General features: G+C 64.6%; 9 protein-coding genes and 2 pseudogenes. 4 read left to right on the forward strand and 7 right to left on the reverse strand.

The genetic code is table 11. The features are described 5' to 3' along the window. From BMW51_RS15715 to BMW51_RS15740, 6 genes and pseudogenes are all read right to left on the reverse strand, one after another. A pseudogene (locus tag BMW51_RS15715) lies at positions 1-634 on the reverse strand (IS5 family transposase); the annotation flags it as partial. Between the two features lie 216 nt (positions 635-850). Then, positions 851-2,221: a mannitol dehydrogenase family protein gene (locus BMW51_RS15720; protein ID WP_093008168.1), complete on the reverse strand. Its 1,371-nt coding sequence runs from the start codon at positions 2,219-2,221 to the stop codon at positions 851-853. 2 nt (positions 2,222-2,223) lie between these two features. Beyond that, positions 2,224-3,636 carry a glucuronate isomerase gene (gene uxaC, locus BMW51_RS15725; protein ID WP_093008170.1) on the reverse strand — a complete coding sequence of 471 codons (1,413 nt, stop codon included), beginning with the start codon at positions 3,634-3,636 and terminating at the stop codon, positions 2,224-2,226. Beyond that, complete coding sequence (uxuA, locus tag BMW51_RS15730) at positions 3,633-4,811, reverse strand: mannonate dehydratase (protein WP_218139408.1); 1,179 nt, start codon at positions 4,809-4,811, stop codon at positions 3,633-3,635. Before uxuA ends, uxaC begins: the two co-directional genes overlap by 4 nt. Positions 4,812-4,833: 22 nt before the next feature. Beyond that, complete coding sequence (locus tag BMW51_RS15735; protein WP_245708594.1) at positions 4,834-7,479, reverse strand: glycoside hydrolase family 2 TIM barrel-domain containing protein; 2,646 nt, start codon at positions 7,477-7,479, stop codon at positions 4,834-4,836. Between the two features lie 158 nt (positions 7,480-7,637). Further along, on the reverse strand, positions 7,638-8,420 hold the full coding sequence (locus BMW51_RS15740) for a FadR/GntR family transcriptional regulator (protein WP_093008174.1): 783 nt from the start codon (positions 8,418-8,420) through the stop codon (positions 7,638-7,640). A 73-nt stretch (positions 8,421-8,493) separates the two neighbouring features. Between BMW51_RS15740 and BMW51_RS15745 the strand changes: the two genes are divergently transcribed. Further along, complete coding sequence (locus BMW51_RS15745) at positions 8,494-9,426, forward strand: sugar kinase (RefSeq protein ID WP_093008176.1); 933 nt, start codon at positions 8,494-8,496, stop codon at positions 9,424-9,426. On the opposite strand, the gene BMW51_RS15750 is transcribed toward BMW51_RS15745, so the two are convergent. After that, the gene (locus tag BMW51_RS15750; RefSeq protein WP_093008178.1) at positions 9,423-10,682 is read right to left on the reverse strand and encodes an MFS transporter; all 1,260 of its coding nucleotides are present in this window, start codon (positions 10,680-10,682) and stop codon (positions 9,423-9,425) included. The two genes, BMW51_RS15745 and BMW51_RS15750, sit on opposite strands and share 4 nt — an antisense overlap. A 150-nt stretch (positions 10,683-10,832) precedes the next feature. Between BMW51_RS15750 and BMW51_RS15755 the strand changes: the two genes are divergently transcribed. The 3 genes and pseudogenes from BMW51_RS15755 to BMW51_RS15765 all read left to right on the forward strand — a co-directional run. Further along, positions 10,833-13,190, forward strand: coding sequence for a TonB-dependent receptor (locus BMW51_RS15755; protein ID WP_093008180.1), 2,358 nt, complete (start codon positions 10,833-10,835; stop codon positions 13,188-13,190). Between the two features lie 42 nt (positions 13,191-13,232). Then, a complete protein-coding gene (locus BMW51_RS15760; RefSeq protein WP_177171720.1) occupies positions 13,233-15,578 on the forward strand; it encodes a glycoside hydrolase family 3 N-terminal domain-containing protein in 2,346 nt (781 codons plus the stop codon). Positions 15,579-15,736: 158 nt separating this feature from the next. Further along, positions 15,737-16,370, forward strand: a pseudogene (locus BMW51_RS15765) (IS5 family transposase); the annotation flags it as partial.

The raw sequence follows: 16,370 nt of genomic DNA on the forward strand, positions 1-16,370 counted from the left end.
ATGAGATGCCTGCCACGGTATCGGTCCTTGTCGTAGCGGATAGTGTGTTTGCGGCTTCGTCGTCCGGAAATAACAGGAACGCCTCCAGCATCGCGGAGCGAGCGGCGCAGCCGGTCGGCATCGTAGCCTTTGTCGGCAAGGAGGTAGCGCATGCGACCGGCTTGTTTGAGGAGCGCAGGTGCCGCTTTCACGTCGCTGACATTGCCGGCCGTCAGCATCAGCGCATAGGGACGGCCGATGACATCGGTGAGCGCGTGGACCTTGGTAGTCCAGCCACCGCGCGAGCGGCCGATTGCCTGGATCTGGCGCCCCCTTTTCCACCGAACGCCGCACGTTGCGCCTTGATGTAGGTGCTGTCGATCGCGGTACTCTTCGTGACCACGCCGGCATCCACCAGCGCGTCGAGCAGCCTGAGCCAGAAGCCACGGCGCGACCAGCGGTTGAACCGGTTGTAGATCGTCGTGGATGGCCCGTAATCGGCCGGGCAGTCGCACCAGCGGCAGCCGACCTTCAACACATGCACGATCCCGGAGATCACCCGCCGGTCGTCTACCCGCCGGGCACCGGGCTGGTTCTTTGGCAGATGTGGCTCGATCGCCGCCCACGCTTCATCCGACAACCAGAACAGCGCCATGCCCCACTCCTCCTGATCCACACCACAGTGAATCAGGAAAACCGTCACGCCTCAAGATGCTGATTGGGTTTGGGCCCTAACATAGCTGCTGATGAGTCGACGGTGAGCAAATCGGAACCATGTGCCAGCACGCTGCACACGGCGAGTGGTTTCAGTACCGTTGCCGAAGAGGATCGCCTCTACGATCTCAATGTGACGTTTATGCCTCCCGACGACTTACGAGAAGTTCGATAGAAACTGGTGGACATGGGCACGCTCATTCTCGGTAAGCGTAATTTTGCCGTCGAATAGCTTTTGCACCGCGAATAGCTTGTTAACTACACCGTTGCTTCCTGCATACGCCCATGCTTCGGCGAAGACACCCGCGTTCGGATCATCGACCTGGTGCTGGTCGCCGCGCACGAACGCCACCCAGGCTGCAATCGCGTGGAGGATCGCGGGCGACTGCCGCCCCGCAGCCCGATTGTCGGCCAGCGTCGACAGCCAACGCGCCGCAATCTTCTGCGAACCGTCTGCGGCGATCTGCAGCAGGCGGTGCGGCAGCGCCCGGTTGCGAAAGCGCGTCAGCAGCAGGTCGGCGTAACGGTCAAGCTGCTGATCCTGCGTTGCCGCAATGCTTGGTGCTGCTTCCTCGCGCATCAGGCGACTGACGATCGGCTCAATCTGCGGATCGGCAATCGCCTGGTGTACGAACGTGTGTCCGCGGGCGAGCCCCAGATAGGCGAGCGCCGAATGCGCGCCGTTCAGCATACGCAGCTTGGCGGTCTCGAAAGGTTTGACGTCGGCAACGAACTGCGCGCCCGCCACTTCCCATCGCGGCCGATCGCCTGCGAAGCGATCCTCGATCACCCACTGACTAAAGGGCTCGGTAATCACCGCCCCATCGTCGCGCTGCCCGAGCGCGGTCTCGACCGCGGCCAAGTCCGCCGCGGTCGTTGCCGGAACGATGCGGTCGACCATCGTCGACGGGCAGGCCCACGCTTGTTCGAACCAGCGGCAATGTTGCGGCGAGATCGCATCGAGCCGGGCACAAAGTCGCTCGTGCAGAACACCGCCGTTGTTCGACAGATTGTCGCAGCTGATCAGCGTGAGCGGCGACAGACCGGCGTCATGGCGTGCGATCACCGCCGCGCCGAGATAATCGTAGATCGTCGTCGGAACAGCGCCTGCTGCGGCGCCTTCGCGCTCATTGGGCGCATATCCCTTCTCGGTGACGGTCAGCGTCACGATCCGCGTCTCAGGCGCCGTGAGCGCGGCGGCGACGCGTCCGGGTTCGTCGGGAGCGACCACAACGCTGGTCACGGCCCCGATCAGCCGCGTAGTGTCGCCATCGGCACGCCGCTCAGTCACGGTGTAGAGACCGTTCTGCGGTGTCAGTTGGTCGTGCACCTGACGCGAGCGGAGCGACACCCCAGTGATTGCCCAGTCGCGATCGCCCGCCGCCATCGCTGAGTCAGTGTAGACCGCCTGGTGCGCGCGGTGGAACGCGCCGATGCCCAGATGCACGATGCCTGCGCGCTGCGCATGCCGATCATAGCCAGGGCGCGCGACGAACGTCGGCAGGTGCGGCGCGGCGGCGTCAGACATCCTCACAGGCGATACGCCCGGCTGACCAGCCCGCTCGTCAGTTCCTGCGCGAGATCGGCGGCCTCCCAATCGGCCAGACGATGCTCGGCAACCAGTTTTGCCAGGAACGCGCAATCGACACGCCGCGCGACGTCGTGGCGTGCCGGGATCGACAGAAATGCACGCGTATCGTCGTTGAACCCGACCGTGTTGTAGAAGCCTGCCGTCTCCGTAGTCATCTCCCGGAACCGGCGCATGCCTTCGGGGCTGTCATGGAACCACCACGCCGGGCCCAGGCGCAAACAGGGATAATGACCCGCGAGCGGTGCCAGTTCACGCGCGTAGACGCTCTCATCGAGCGTAAAGAGGATGATGGTTAGTTCGTCGCTGTTGCCGACAAAGTCGAGCATCGGCTTCAATGACCGGACGAACTCGGTGCGCGTCGGGATGTCCGCGCCCTTGTCGCGTCCGTGGCTGGCGAACAATCCGGCATTGTGGTTGCGGTAACTGCCGGGATGGATCTGCATGGCCATGCCGTCCTCGAGCGACATGCGCGCCATCTCGGTCAGCATCTGCGCGCGGAACAATTCCGCATCGGCGACGCTCCACGTGCCACCGACGATGCGGCCGAACAACGCCTCGGCGTCCGTCGCCGACAGATTGGCGGTGGCAACGGTCGGGTGCCCGTGATCGGTCGCGGTCGCCCCTGCCGCGCGGAACGCCGCGCGACGCGTGCGGTGCGCGGCCAAGTATCCGTTCCAGTGATAGATGTCCTCGCCGGTCAGTTCGGCGAAGCGACGCATTGCGTCGCCGAACTGCTCGTGCTCGACATCGATCACGCTGTCCGGACGATAGGTGGTCACGACGCGACCGTTCCAGCCCGATGCACGAATGCGGCGATGCGCGTCGAGGTCGTCGTGCGCACCCTCGGTGGTCGCCAGAAAGTCGATGTGGAAACGGTCGAACAATGCGCGCGGTCGGAACGCCTCGCTCGCGAGCTGGTCGCCGATCCGGTCGAAATACAGGTCGGCGGTGGTGCCATCGAGCGCTTCGTCGAAGCCGAACACCTCGGCGAAGACGTGATCGAGCCACAAACGCGACGGCGTGCCGCGGAACAGATGATAATGCTCTGCAAAGGTGCGCCACGCGGCGCGGTGGTCGGTCGCGGGATCACCGTCGCGCCGCGGGATCGCCAACGCGTCGAGCGGCACGCCCTGACTGTAGAGCATGCGAAAGATATAATGGTCGGGCTGGAGCAGCAGCGCGGTCGCATCCGTCCACGGCCGATCGTCGGCGAACCAGCGCGGATCGGTGTGACCGTGCGGACTGATGATCGGCGCGTCGGCAATCGTGGCATACAGCGTACGCGCGATGTCGCGCTGGACCGGGTCGCTGGAGAACAGCCGGTCGGGGTGAAGCGCGAGTGGCTTGCTCATGCGGTCGCTCCGGTCATCTGTCGGGCATGGATGAGACCGTGCTCGAGACCACGTAATTCCGCCAGCCCGCGCAAGCGTCCGATCAGCGAATAGCCGGGATTGGTGGTCTTCTGGAGATCGTCGGCGAGCTGGTGACCGTGATCCGGACGCATCGGGATCGCGCGCTGCTCACGCGCGCTGAGCGCGACGATCTCGGCGACCACCGCCGCCATCTGTGCGTCGCCGCCCAGATGCTCGGCCTCGTGGAATACGCGCTCCGCTTCGTGCGCGACGGCGCGAAGGTGAAGGAAGCCGATGCGACTGCCCAGCCGACGCACCATGCCCGGGAGATCGTTGTCGAGCCGGGCGCCGAACGATCCGGTGCAGAAGCACAGGCCATTGGCCCTGCTCGGCACGCGCGCGAACAGCGCGGCCACGTCGCGCTCGGTGCTGACCACGCGGGGCAGGCCGAAGATCGGAAACGGGGGATCATCCGGGTGCACCACCAACTGCACGCCCGCTTCTTCGGCCGCGGGACAGACCGCTTCGAGGAACGCGACTTGGTTGGCGCGAAGCTGGTCCGCATCCGTGTGTCGATAGGCATCCAGCGCGCGCAGGAACTCGGGCGAACTGAAACTTTCCTCGCTGCCGGGCAGGCCGGCGATGATCGTCCGTTCGAGGGCATGTCGCGCCGCTTCGTCCATCGCGGCGAAACGTTGCGCAGCGCGTTCCTGCGCGTCCGGCGCATAATCGTCCGCGGCGCCCGGGCGTCGAAGGATGTGGATGTCGTACACCGCCACCGCGTCCCACTCGAACCGAAGCGCGCACGCGCCGTCGGGCAGTTCCCACGCGAGATCCGTGCGGGTCCAATCGAGCAGCGGCATGAAATTGTACGTCACGGTCGTGATGCCGTTCGCGCCTAGGTTGGCGATGCTGCGACGATAAGAGTCGATCAAATGATCCCAGCCGTCACCGCGCGTCTTGATCGCCTCGTGCACAGGCAGACTCTCGACCACCGTCCAGCCAAGTCCCGCCGCCGCAATCATCGTCTTGCGCGACGCGATGTGCTCCGCCTCCCACACGACGCCGTTCGGCAGGTCGTGCAACGCGGTCACTACTTCGGACGCACCCGCCTGCCTGATATGCGCGAGCGGCACCGGATCGTTCGGCCCGAACCAACGCATCGTCTGCGTCATGCGGGGCGTCGCGTTCTCACGATCAGCGCGCGCCACGTGCCGCCTCCGCGATCTCGATCGCCGAGACGATCGCCTCGCCCTTGACCGGCACGAAGGCGAGGTCGAGCTTGCCGCCGCGCACCGCGACGACGGCGCTTCGCTCGATTGCTCTCGATGTGCCTCCGGCTTCACGCGCGATATCGAGTGCGGTGGCGATCGGTCTGCCGTTCGCCGTGACGCCGAACACGCGTTCGCCCGGTGCAAGCGACGGCTCGACAAAGGTCAGCGTTAGCCGATAACGTCCGTCGCGAAGTGGAACCGAATAGCCGAAACGGCCGTGCCGGTAGGTGGCCGCGACGCCCGGTTCGCGCGCTCCGGCAACCGCGGCGGCAACAGCGGGTTTGCCATAGTCGGCCGGCTTGTTGAGCGTTCCTGCCTCGCCGCCATCGAAAAACGCATCCGAGCCGAAGCGCCGGGTCGCGGGTGCAGCGACGATCGCACCCGCGTCGATGCGCACGTTGGCGCGTGCATCGGCACCGAGCTGCCAGGAGACACGATCCTCAACCGGCGCAGCAGCGAAACGGCCGCGCGCCAGCAATTCATTGGCTCCGGTGTCGAGCGCCACATTACGCCAGACGCAGATCCTGTCGGAACAGGCTTCACGTTCCCCGAGCGAGCGGCCATTCAGCGTCAACTCGGTCACTGACGCGTTGCTGTAAACGCGAACGTCGGTCACGCCGTAAGCACGATTGGCGTAGCGTCGGCCGTTGATGTGCACCGTCGGTGCCGTACTCCAATTGGCCTTGTAGAAGTAGTAGGCGTCCTTGCGGATTGCGCGGTCGTAGGTGACGAGGCCCTTGGTGTTGATATCCTGTGCATCGCCTTCGGCGCGAATCGTGGTGGCAAAATCGAACGAGTTCCACAGCCACGTGCCCCAGAGATAAGGGCGCTGCTTGAGCGTCTTCCACGCTTCTTCGTGAATGTAGCTCTCATATTCTTCGGGCTGGATGCGCCCGCGCGAGTCGATCGGCCCGCCCATTACGTCGTCGGTGTGGATCGTCGTCGCGCCGCCCGCGCCATATTCCGTCACGGACAGCGGCTGATCCGGCCTTTTGGCGCGCAATGCGTCCAAGTGCGGCCCGAGATCGGCCGGCTTGCCGAAATACCAGCCGAAATAACGGTTCGCGCCGCCCAGATTGGCGGCCAACGCCGTCGTCGGGATCTCAGTCCCCTGATCGAACAACCGCCCCTCGCAACACGTGGCGAGCGCAGTCGGGCGGCTCGGGTCCTCCGCGTGCGCCAATGCCTGCAGATCGCGCAGCAGCGGCATCGGATCGGGCGATTTGCCGTCGGGGTAGCCGGTCAGGAACGCGGGGAACGAGTTACCGAAATCCACCTCGTTGGCGATACCCCAGTTCACAACGGAGGGGTGGTTGCCGTTCTGGTGGATTAGTTCGCGAAGCTGCTGGCGCGCGTTCGCGATCAAGGCAGGCCTCGGCTCGAGCTCGCCCCGCCGCGTCCATGACGAAACGAGCGGAATTTCATCCCACACCAGTAAACCATAACGATCCGCCAGGTCGTGGATCGGCTGTCCATGTTGATAATGCGTGAGACGAATCGCGTTTACGCCCATCTCGCGCATGATCGCCATGTCGGCAGCCACGTCCTGTGGCATGATCGCCCAGCCCTTGCCCTCGCGATCCTGATGGTAGCCGACGCCGTGCAGCGCGATATGCTCTCCGTTCAGGAACAATCCCAACGCTGGATCGATGCGGATGGTGCGAATCCCGAACGGCTGGGACACGCGGTCGCGAAGCCTGCCCGACGCGTCCACGACGTCGACGACCAGCGTATATAGATACGGGTCCTTCGTGCCCTGCCACAGATGCGGCTGCGCGACGTCCAGCACCAGTGTCTGTTGCGTCGGCGTGGATGCGGCGAGCGTCACCCCTTGCTGTGCGGTGGCAGCGACGCGCCCCTGCGCGTTGACCAGCTTCGCGATGACACGAAGCGGCGCGCGCCCGCGGCCGTCGTTGATGATGCGGGCCTGCACGTTCACACGCGCCTTGTCCGTGCTCGCCTCGACGGTGGTCGCCGCCACACCCGATCCGCCGAAATCGGCCATGTCGACGTGAACGGGGTCGGTCGTGATCAGACGAACCGGACGATAGAGCCCGCCGTGTACGAAGAAGTCGCCGGTCAGCGGCAGCACGTCTGCGGTTGCCGCATCCTTGTCGGCAGGTGCGGTGTTGTCGACACGAACAAGCAGCATGTTCTCACGCCCAGGGCGCAGCGCGTCGGTGGCATCGAGACGAAAGCGCGAGAAGCCGCCCGCGTGTGTGCCCAGCTTGCGTCCGTTCAGCCACACGTCGGCGATCCGGCTGGCCGCATCGAATTCGAGCCACTGCCGCTTGCCCGGTGCGGATGCAGGTGTGAGGCGAAGGCTGTACCAGCCGACGCCCTGCGTCTTGTTGATCGTCTGCTCGGTGTTGACGTGTGACGCCGGATCAGGCCGGTAGTAGCCGACCCGGTTCCACGTGTGCGGCACCGACACCGGCTGCCAGGTCGCGTCGACGTGCGGTGTGGTGACGGGATCGGCCGCGAGCGCACCGAGGTGGAACCGCCATCCCTGTGCAAGTTCGATCTCACTGCGCGGCTGTCCCGCAGGCGATACTTCCGCTTGGGACACCTGCTGCGCCCATACTGGCAGTGCCGCAACCGGCGCAAGCGCGCACATTGCTGTCAAAAGGCAGCGCGCCTTGTTGTTCATCGTGCCTCTCCCGTTCTCAACACATGTATAGCGGGAGCAGATTGGCCTTACCAGTCAAAATGGTAGAGCAGCGTTGGTTACATGTTCACGGCTGCCCGGTAGCGTGCGCGCGTGGACGCGATGGTGCGACGCGCTTCCTCGATCGCCCGCTCCTCGGTGGCGAACAGCAGATGGTCCATTACGGCCGACAGGTGCGCGCGCATGGCCGCGCGTGCCGCGCCGGGATTATGATCGCTCAGCGCCTCTAAGATCGCCTGATGCTCGGCCACGACCGGTCGAACATTGGCGCGTCGTGCCTTGTCGTGAAGCAGGGCGCACTCGGGTGAGGTCGTGCGAACCCGCCAGAACTCCTCGATCGTCATCTGGATCGCGGCGTTACGGGTCGCCTTGGCAATGGCACGGTGAAACTCGCGATCGGCATCCTCAGTCACGTCAGGCAGCAGGTTCTCCTCGCCGATCCGGTCGACCAGTGCCTTTAACTCCACCAGTTCGGCATCGCTGACGTGGATCGCGGCAAGCGCGGCGGCTTCCCCTTCGAACACCATGCGCGCTTCGGTCAGCTCGAACGCAGTGATGGCGAATTCAGGCCGATCCTCGCTGTCGCCTGGCAACCGTTTGACGAAGGCGCCCGAGCCGATGCGAACCTCGACAAAGCCCTGCACTTCCAACGCGATCAACGCTTCACGAACGGCCGGTCTGCTGACGTTGTACTCGACCGACAGTTCACGCTCCGCAGGCAGCCGATCCCCGATCGCGTACCGCCCCGACGATAACTGCTCGACAAGGATGTGTGCGAGCCGCTGATAAAGGCGGTCTCCCGTTGCGGCGAATTGGTTTGCTGCAGTGGCGTGGGCGGGCATGCATTGACTCGTTCGTTGACAGCGGACTGACCAATATCACATCCCGCACGCGAAGCGATATGGAGAGCGCGCAATGCTGATCGTGGTGGTGGGCGAAGGAATGCTCGAATTGTCGCGTGGATCGTCTAGCGCGTCAGAGGCGGCGACGTGGCGCTTGGGCTACGGCGGCGACACGCTCAACACCGCGATTCATCTGGCGCGCGGCGGCGACCGCGTCGCGTATCTGACCGCCTTGGGCGCCGACCCGTTCAGCGATACGCTTCGGGGCGATTGGCAGGACGAAGGATTGGACACGTCGCTGATCCTGACCGATCCCGCTCGCCTGCCGGGCCTGTATGCCATTCGCACCGACAGCGAGGGCGAGCGCACCTTCAATTATTGGCGCGGCGAGAGTGCGGCGCGGCAGGTGTTCGCACTCCCCGGTGCGCGATCCGCGATGGCGCGCGCAGAAGAGGCCGATCTGCTCGCCTTCTCGCTCATCTCGCTGGCGATTCTCCCGGACGAAGGACGATCAGCGCTGCTGGCGTTGGCCAAACGGATGCGGGGCCGGGGCAAGCAGGTCGCGTTCGACGGCAATTACAGGCCGAAATTGTGGGCCGATGCGGCAGAAGCGGGGTTGTGGCGCGATCAGGCGATTGCCTGCTGCTCGATCGGGCTGCCCACGTTGGAGGATGAGATCGCGATACAAGGCACGTCCACCGACGCGGCGGAAATAGCGGCACGGTGGCATGCCGCGGGTGCCGACGCAGTCGTCGTCAAAATGGGCGCGCAAGGTTGCCTGCTGCCCAATAGCGAGTCGTTGCCTCCACCCCGCCACCTCCTGCCCGTGGATACCAGCGGCGCAGGCGACGCGTTCAATGCAGGCTATCTGCACGCCCTGCTGCGCGGGGCCGATCAGCGTGCCGCGGGCCTGGCCGGACACCGGCTCGCAGGCTGGGTGGTGATGCGCGCTGGCGCCGTGCCGCCGCGCGAATCGGACCACGTCTATGCGACACTGCTCGACTAGGCGGCGAGCGGGCGCGAACGTGGACGCAGCAACGTCCACAGCACCGCAGCACCAATGAAGTCGAACACGGCCAATGCCGCGAACAACGGATTATAGCCGATCGTATCCGCCAAGGCGCCGATCAGCAGCGAGAAGCTCATGCCGCCGATCCACGCCGCCGATCCGGCCATGCCACCAGCGGTTGCCACGATGCGGGGGTCGAACAGGTCGGCCGCGAGCGTCATCAGCGCGCCCGACAGCATCTGGTGCGCGAACCCGCCGACACAGAACAACGTAATCGCGGCGGCCGGAGACACAGTCAGCCCGATACAGGCGGGACCGACCATCAGCAACGCGCCGGTGGTCACCACGATCTTGCGCGAGGTCAGCAGCGACACCTTGAAGTGCCGCATCACCCAGGGTGCCATGTAACCACCCAGCAGTGATCCCGCGTCCGCGGCCAGGAACGGCAGCCAGGCGAACGCAGCCACGCTTTTCAGGTCCAATCCCTTTGCTTCGACCAGGTACAGCGGGATAAAGAAACTGAACGTCTGCCAGGCCGGATCGGCGAGAAATCGCGGGATCGCAATACCCCAGAACTCGCGCGTGCGCAGCAGGTCGCGCCAATTAAGCGGACCTTCGCCGCGGCCTTCCAGTTCAACATCACGGCCTTGATCGATCTGCACACGCTCGGCTGGGGACAGCCCCGAATAGTCGTCGGGGCTGCGGTAGAAAGCATACCAGATACCAGCCCATAGGATTCCTACGGCTCCAGTCACGACGAAGGCGGACTGCCAGCCCCATATCGCGATGCAGGCGACGACGATCGGTGGCGCGATCATCGCACCCAAGGACGAGCCGATGTTGAACCAACCGGTCGCCACGGTCCGTTCTCGTGGCGGGAACCATTCAGCTACCGTCTTCAACCCTGCCGGAATCGCCGCGGCCTCGGTCAGGCCGAGCATGCCGCGGAACAATGCGAGGCTGGGCCATCCGACCGCGAAGGCGTGGCAGCAGTTGGCGACCGACCAGCCGACGGCGAACAGCGCGAATCCGAGCCGCAATCCCATCAAGTCGAGCAAGTAGCCGGCGATGGGCTGCATCACGGTGTAAGCCGCCTGAAACGACGCGACCACCCAGCTGTACTGCTGCGTCGTCATGGCGAATTCGCCCTTGAGCGTCGGCGCCGCGACCGAGAGCGACGAACGCGCCAGATAGTTCAAGACCGTGCCGATGGTCACCAATCCGATGATCCACCATCGCGTGCCGATGCGCATGCGCCTCTCCTTTGGTCAGTCCAATAGTGGGAGATCACGAGCTTATGTCAAGCGGCGACTTGACTTAGCAGTTGACGCCACAAACCAGCATGCGTAACTGGCCTTACCAGATCGCAGCCAATTGCGACTATTATAGGGGGAGGATTTCCCATGCGTGCGAGTTTTACTCTGCTCACCAGCGTCGCGCTGCTCGCGATCGCTCATCCCGCCTCGGCGCAGGAGGGCGCGGTATCCGCTTCACCGACGCCGCCTGGAAGTGGCGCTGCCAGTCCATTGTCACAGCCGGGTGATCAGCAAGGCTCGAACACGTCAACCAGTGACACGGGTGCTCTCGAAGACATCGTGGTCACGGCGCAAAAGCGGGAGCAAAACCTGCAGGATGTGCCGGTCGCCGTTACCGCTATTACCGCCGACACGCTGATCAACCGCAATGTATCAACTATTTCCGACCTGCCGCGGCTGGCGCCCAGCCTGACCGTCACGACCGGCGCGCTGCCGACCAACAACTCGATTAACCTGCGTGGTATCGGCACGGTCGCCTTCTCCACCGCGATCGAACCGTCGGTCGCGGTAATCGTCGACGACGTGGCACTGCTTCAGCAAGCGCAGGCATTCTCAGGGTTGAGCGACATCGCGCGCATCGAGGTGCTGCGTGGACCCCAAGGCACGCTGTTCGGCAAGAACGCGTCCGCTGGCGCACTCAACATCGTGTCACAGGGTCCCACTGCTAACTTCACGGGTGCGGTGACCGGCACGGCGACGACCGACGATGAATATCGCATCGACGGCGTCATCTCGGGCCCGCTCGCCGATGGCGTCGGCTTCCGGTTGAACGGCTTCTACGGCGATCGCGACGGCTTCATCCGCAACGTCTATGATGGTCGTCGTCTCAACAACGACAAGAGCTACGGCGTGCGCGGTCGTCTCGCGATCGATCCGGTCGCCGGAGTGACGATCGACCTGATCGGCGGCCACTCCGTGGCCGAAGCGCGCGGTACCGCGCGGACGTATCGCAGCGTGCCGGCAGGCGCTGCGGTGTACGGCGCACCCGTGCAGCAGCGACTGGGCTCGATCCAGCCCGGACGCGACAATTTCGAGACCACGATCGACGGCCCGCTGTTCAACAAGAGCAAGCAGTCGAACGGCAGCGGACGCGTGACCGTCGACCTCGGTGCCGCGAACTTGGTCTCGATCACCAGTTACCAGGACTGGCGCTTTCGCTTCGCCGAGGATTTCGACTACATCTCGGGACCTGTTCTCGGACTGGCGAACGGCATCGTCGCGCAGAGCGGCTTCCACGCGCGGCAGTTCGCGCAGGAACTGCGCGTCGCCTCAAAGGGCGGCGGGCCGTTCAGCTACGTCTTCGGCCTCTATTATTCCGACGGTAAGACCGATCGCACGTTCGATCGCGGTCCATCGGGTCCGGTCGTCGCGCGCTGGAATTCCAGCAACGGTACGAAGACATACGCCAGCTTCGCACAGGTCACCTATGATCTGGCATCGACCACGCACATCGACGCCGGCCTCCGCGCGAACCACGAAGACATTTCGGTTCGTTACCTGAATACCAATGTACCCGCGGCACCTCCCGCCAACAACGCTACCTGCTTGAACGTGTGTCGTGGGAGCGCTGCCGACAGCGTGGTCACCGGCAAGATCGCGATCCGACAGGATCTGGCCGAACGCGTGATGGCTTACGTATCCTATTCAACCGGGTACAAGGGCCAGGGTTACGACATCTCGACCGGATTTACGCCGGCGCGCGCCGCCGCACCGGTTCGTCCGGAAACGTCGAACGCGTACGAACTTGGTTTGAAGAGCCGCTTCCTCGACAATCGCGTGCAGTTGAACGTCGCCGCTTTCTGGACCGACTTCGACGATTTTCAGGCGCAGTCCGGCGTGCAATTGCCCGATCAGACAATCCAGTTGCAGTTGAACAACGTCGGCAAGGTACGCACGCGCGGTGTCGAGGCCGAGTTCCAGGCGCGTCCGGTCGAAGCGCTGCTGATCGATGGCGGTGTCAGCTACACCGATGCCAAGATCCGTGAGTTCCCGAATGCGCAATGCTTCTTGGGACAGACCGTCGCGCAAGGCTGCCTACCCGTCGCGGGTTCGACGACAGGGTTCCAGGACCTCGCGGGTCAACGCTTAAGCAACGCGCCGAGATGGAAGTTCAACGTGGGTACGACCTACGACATCGCGCTAGAGCAGATGCCGTTCGACGCCTTTGTCCAAGCCGATGTCAGCTACCAGAGCTCGGTCAACTTCTCGCTGTTGAACGATCCTTACTCCATCGAGCGCGGCTACGCGCTGGTGAACGGCAGCATCGGCATCGACCAGAAGGATCGCGGCGGAGTGCGGGTCGCGCTGTTCGTCAACAACATCTTCAACACGCATTATGCGAGCGCGTTGGGTGGCGTGTCCGGCGGCACCCAGGGGTTGGTCGCGCAGACCTTCTCACGCAACGCACGCCGCTACGCCGGCGTCCGCGCGCGGTTATCCTTCTGACCGAACGCGCACGCGAACAATTGAACAACGAGGTGATCGACGATGCACAGAACCCGTGTGGCTACATCGGCGCTGACTGCCGTCATTGCAGCCGGTCTTGCTGCATCGTCGATCGCCGCGGAGCGGAACAGTTCGGCGCCGCAGTCCTGGCTTGATGCGCGCATCTCGGCAGAACAACGTGCCGATGCGCTTCTCCGCACCATGACGCTGGAGGAGAAAGCCGGTCAGGTTTCGCAGCAGTTCATGTTCGGCAAGTACGAGGAGTTCGCTCCCGTCGTTCGCGACGCGAAGGTCGGCTCGCTGCTGTTCGTCACCGACCCTGCGATCATCAACCGACTGCAGAAGGTGGCGGTCGAGGAGACGCGGCTGAAGATACCATTGATCTTCGGCTACGACGTCATTCACGGTTTCCGCACGATCTTTCCCGTGCCGCTCGCCAACGCGGCGTCGTGGGACCCCAAAGGCGTCGAGGGCGCGCAGGCGGTCGCCGCGGCGGAGGCTCGCTCGGCCGGCATTCACTGGGCCTTCTCGCCCATGCTCGACGTCGCGCGCGATCCGCGCTGGGGCCGCATCGTTGAGGGACCGGGCGAGGATCCGTTCCTCGCCTCCGCGCTCGCCCGCGCGCAGGTCCGTGGCTTTCAAGGACCCGCGATCGGCACGCCGGGCCACATCATCGCCGGACCGAAGCACTTCGCCGGCTATGCCGCCGCCGACGGCGGGCGCGACTATGATGGCGTCTACCTGTCCGATGCGCAACTCTACAACGTGATCCTGCCGCCTTTCGCCGCCGCCGTGCAGGCAGGTGCCGGTAACGTCATGAGCGCGTACATGGACCTGAACGACATTCCCGCGGTCGGCGACAAGTGGCTGCTGACCGACGTGCTACGTGAGCAGATGGGGTTTGGCGGGTGGGTCGTCTCCGATGCGAACGGCACCAAGAACCAGGTCACCCAGCACTTTGCACGCGACGAGGCGGATGCGGCCGTGCGCAGCATCGCGGCGGGCAATGACATGGAGATGTCGTTCGGTCCGGCGGCGTCCGCAAGCACGCTGGCCGCGTCGGTCCGCGCAGGCAAGTTGCCCGAGGCGACGCTCGATCGCGCGGTCCGCCGCATCCTCGTCGCCAAGTTCAAGCTGGGACTGTTCGAGCATCCCTTCGTCGACGAAGCGCAGGCCAGGCGCACGCTCGCCGACCCGGCGCACCGCGATGCCGCCGAGCGCGCTGCCGAACGCTCGTTCGTGCTGCTCAAGAACGACGGTGCCCTGCCGCTCAGTGCCGGACAGCATCGCCGCGTCGCGGTGATCGGCGCTAGCGCCAATTCGAAGCGCGACATGCTTGGGCCCTGGTCGTTCCAATATGATCTACCCGAGACCGTCACGGTGTTCGAGGGCGTGCGCGACCGCCTCGGCACCGCCGCCACGGTCGAAACCGCGCCGGGTGTGCAGTTGAAGCGCAACGTGCCATCGATGTTCGAGAGCATCAGCATTCCGGGCCAAGCCAAGCCTGAGCCCCGCTGGGATACGGCACGGTCCGCGCGCGAGTTCGACGCGGCCGTCGCGCTTGCCAAACGATCGGACCTCGTCATCCTGACGCTCGGCGAGGCCGAGGACATGTCGGGCGAGGGCGCCTCGCGCGCCGACCTGAAACTGCCCGGCGACCAGATCAAGCTGTTCGACGCGGTGATGGCGCTCGGCAAGCCGGTGGTCGTCGTGACCATGAGCGAACGACCGCTCGAACTCGGATCGGTGATCGAGCGTGCGCCGGCGGTGCTGCATGCCTGGTTCGGCGGAACGCGCGGCGGCACTGCGATCGCGCGAACGCTGTTCGGCGACGTCAATCCGGGCGGCAAGCTGCCCGTCACCTGGCCGCGCAGCGTTGGGCAGGTTCCGATCTTTTACGCGCACAACACCACGCACATGCCAAAGGACCAGGGCAAGCGTTACTGGGACATTCCCTCAACCCCGCAATTCGAATTCGGCTACGGCCTGAGCTACACGCGCTTCGAAATCGGCACACCGACGCTAGACACGCCGACGCTCATGCCCGGCGGCAAGGTCACCGTAACGACCAGCGTCACGAACACCGGGGACCGTGTCGGCGACGAGGTCGTGCAGCTTTACATCCATCAGCGGGCAGGACGCGCGTCGCGCCCGGTGCGCGAGCTTAAAGGTTTTGAGCGTGTGACGCTGAAGCCAGGCGAGACGCGCACCGTCTTCTTCACGCTGGACGAGAAGAGCGTGCAATATTGGAACGCCGCGGAGCGGGGCTGGGTGATCGATCCGGGCATGTTCGACCTCTGGGTGGGCTCGAGCTCGAACGCCCAGACCCACGGGCAATTCACCGTCGCCGGTGCAGCCCGTGCGGGAAGCGGCTTCGCGCCACGCTGACACGTGTTGCAGCAGGTGGCGTGAAATGCTGACGCGCGTGACCTGCTCCACATGCGATCACTTCAACAAATGTCTGCTCTAGGGCCCAAACCCAATCAGCATCTTGAGGCGTGACGGTTTTCCTGATTCACTGTGGTGTGGATCAGGAGGAGTGGGGCATGGCGCTGTTCTGGTTGTCGGATGAAGCGTGGGCGGCGATCGAGCCACATCTGCCAAAGAACCAGCCCGGTGCCCGGCGGGTAGACGACCGGCGGGTGATCTCCGGGATCGTGCATGTGTTGAAGGTCGGCTGCCGCTGGTGCGACTGCCCGGCCGATTACGGGCCATCCACGACGATCTACAACCGGTTCAACCGCTGGTCGCGCCGTGGCTTCTGGCTCAGGCTGCTCGACGCGCTGGTGGATGCCGGCGTGGTCACGAAGAGTACCGCGATCGACAGCACCTACATCAAGGCGCAACGTGCGGCGTTCGGTGGAAAAGGGGGCGCCAGATCCAGGCAATCGGCCGCTCGCGCGGTGGCTGGACTACCAAGGTCCACGCGCTCACCGATGTCATCGGCCGTCCCTATGCGCTGATGCTGACGGCCGGCAATGTCAGCGACGTGAAAGCGGCACCTGCGCTCCTCAAACAAGCCGGTCGCATGCGCTACCTCCTTGCCGACAAAGGCTACGATGCCGACCGGCTGCGCCGCTCGCTCCGCGATGCTGGAGGCGTTCCTGTTATTTCCGGACGACGAAGCCGCAAACACACTATCCGCTACGACAAGGACCGATACCGTGGCAGGCATCTCAT

Source organism: Sphingomonas palmae (genome assembly GCF_900109565.1).
GTDB lineage: Bacteria > Pseudomonadota > Alphaproteobacteria > Sphingomonadales > Sphingomonadaceae > Sphingomonas > Sphingomonas palmae.